We start from the raw sequence: 2223 nt of genomic DNA on the forward strand, positions 1-2223 counted from the left end.
TGTCTCCCATGATTCAACTTGTCAGTATTCGGAGTTTGCATCGGGTTGGTAAGCCGGGATGGCCCCCTAGCCGAAACAGTGCTCTACCCCCAACAGTCATTCATGAGGCGCTACCTAAATAGCTTTCGGGGAGAACCAGCTATCTCCCGGTTTGATTGGCCTTTCACCCCCAGCCACAGGTCATCCGCTAATTTTTCAACATTAGTCGGTTCGGTCCTCCAGTTAGTGTTAACCAACCTTCAACCTGCCCATGGCTAGATCACCGGGTTTCGGGTCTATACCCTGCAACTTAACGCACAGTTAATACTCGGTTTCCCTTCGGCTCCCCTATTCGGTTAACCTCGCTACAGAATATAAGTCGCTGACCCATTATACAAAAGGTACGCAGTCACTATTACCTAACGGTAACAGCTCCCACTGATTGTACGTACACGGTTTCAGGGTCTATTTCACTCCCCTCCCGGGGTTCTTTTCGCCTTTCCCTCACGGTACTGGTTCACTATCGGTCAATCAGGAGTATTTAGCCTTGGAGGATGGTCCCCCCTTCTTCAGACAGGATATCACGTGTCCCGCCCTACTCTATAAGCTTCCACATAACGCACCTTCGTGTACGGGACTTTCACCCTCTATCGTGCGACTTTCCAGACGCTTCCACTAATACTTTATGCTACCCGCTTGGGCTACTCCCCTTTCGCTCGCCGCTACTTAGGGAATCTCGGTTGATTTCTTTTCCTCGGGGTACTTAGATGTTTCAGTTCTCCCGGTTCGCCTCATCTAACTATGGATTCATTAGATGATAGTGTAGTTTCCTACACTGGGTTTCCCCATTCGGACATCGACGGCTATTACGCTTTTTATCAGCTTACCGTCGCTTTTCGCAGATTAACACGTCCTTCTTCGCCTCTGATTGCCTAGGCATCCACCGTGTACGCTTAATTTCTTAACCTTACAACTCACAGTTGTCTTGGTTTAAATTACGCTTTCTTCTCTTTCTTACTTATTCTCTTTTCATTTATAGATTGTTCAATCAAAGTTCAATAAACTTTAACTCAACCTATAATTAAAAGTCTTTCGTAAAAACGAGAACTCGTTTCTTTCAGCTTGTTCCTAATTGTTAAAGAGCTTTATCTTTCTATTCACTTAACCACTAAATCAAGTAAATACAAACATAATTTTTTTAGAAAAATAATTTCATCACATTTTATGGCGTCCCCTAGGGGATTCGAACCCCTGTTACCGCCGTGAAAGGGCGATGTCCTAGGCCTCTAGACGAAGGGGACTTAATTATTTCTCTTCTAAACAAACAATCTGTGTGAACACTTACGAGCACTTCGTAAGGAGGTGATCCAACCGCAGGTTCCCCTACGGTTACCTTGTTACGACTTCACCCCAGTCATGAACCACACCGTGGTAAACGCCCTCCCGAAGGTTAAGCTATCTACTTCTGGTGCAACCCACTCCCATGGTGTGACGGGCGGTGTGTACAAGGCCCGGGAACGTATTCACCGTGACATTCTGATTCACGATTACTAGCGATTCCGACTTCATGGAGTCGAGTTGCAGACTCCAATCCGGACTTAGACGTACTTTGTGAGGTCCGCTTACTCTCGCGAGGTCGCCTCCCTTTGTATACGCCATTGTAGCACGTGTGTAGCCCTGGTCGTAAGGGCCATGATGACTTGACGTCGTCCCCACCTTCCTCCGCTTTATCAACGGCAGTCTCCTTTGAGTTCCCGACCTAATCGATGGCAACAAAGGATAAGGGTTGCGCTCGTTGCGGGACTTAACCCAACATTTCACAACACGAGCTGACGACAGCCATGCAGCACCTGTCTCACAGTTCCCGAAGGCACTCTCGTATCTCTACAAGATTCTGTGGATGTCAAGACCAGGTAAGGTTCTTCGCGTTGCATCGAATTAAACCACATGCTCCACCGCTTGTGCGGGCCCCCGTCAATTCATTTGAGTTTTAACCTTGCGGCCGTACTCCCCAGGCGGTCGATTTATCGCGTTAGCTTCGGAGCCCATCACTCTAGGCAACAAACTCCAAATCGACATCGTTTACAGCGTGGACTACCAGGGTATCTAATCCTGTTTGCTCCCCACGCTTTCGCATCTCAGCGTCAGTATCTGTCCAGAAGGCCGCCTTCGCCACCGGTATTCCTCCACATCTCTACGCATTTCACCGCTACACGTGGAATTCTACCTTCCTCTACAATACTC

At 48.0% G+C, this 2223-nt stretch carries 1 tRNA gene and 2 rRNA genes; all 3 read right to left on the reverse strand.

Annotated features, from left to right (window positions below):
• Nucleotides 1-946, reverse strand: a 23S ribosomal RNA gene (locus tag A9G44_RS08950); the annotation flags it as partial.
• A 258-nt stretch (nt 947-1204) separates the two neighbouring features.
• Nucleotides 1205-1280: transfer RNA gene (locus A9G44_RS08955), tRNA-Glu, on the reverse strand.
• Nucleotides 1281-1334: 54 nt separating this feature from the next.
• Nucleotides 1335-2223: ribosomal RNA gene (locus A9G44_RS08960) — 16S ribosomal RNA — on the reverse strand; the annotation flags it as partial.

Origin of the sequence: Gilliamella sp. Occ4-3, from assembly GCF_001690675.1 — a bacterium.
GTDB classification, from domain to species: domain Bacteria; phylum Pseudomonadota; class Gammaproteobacteria; order Enterobacterales; family Orbaceae; genus Gilliamella; species Gilliamella bombi.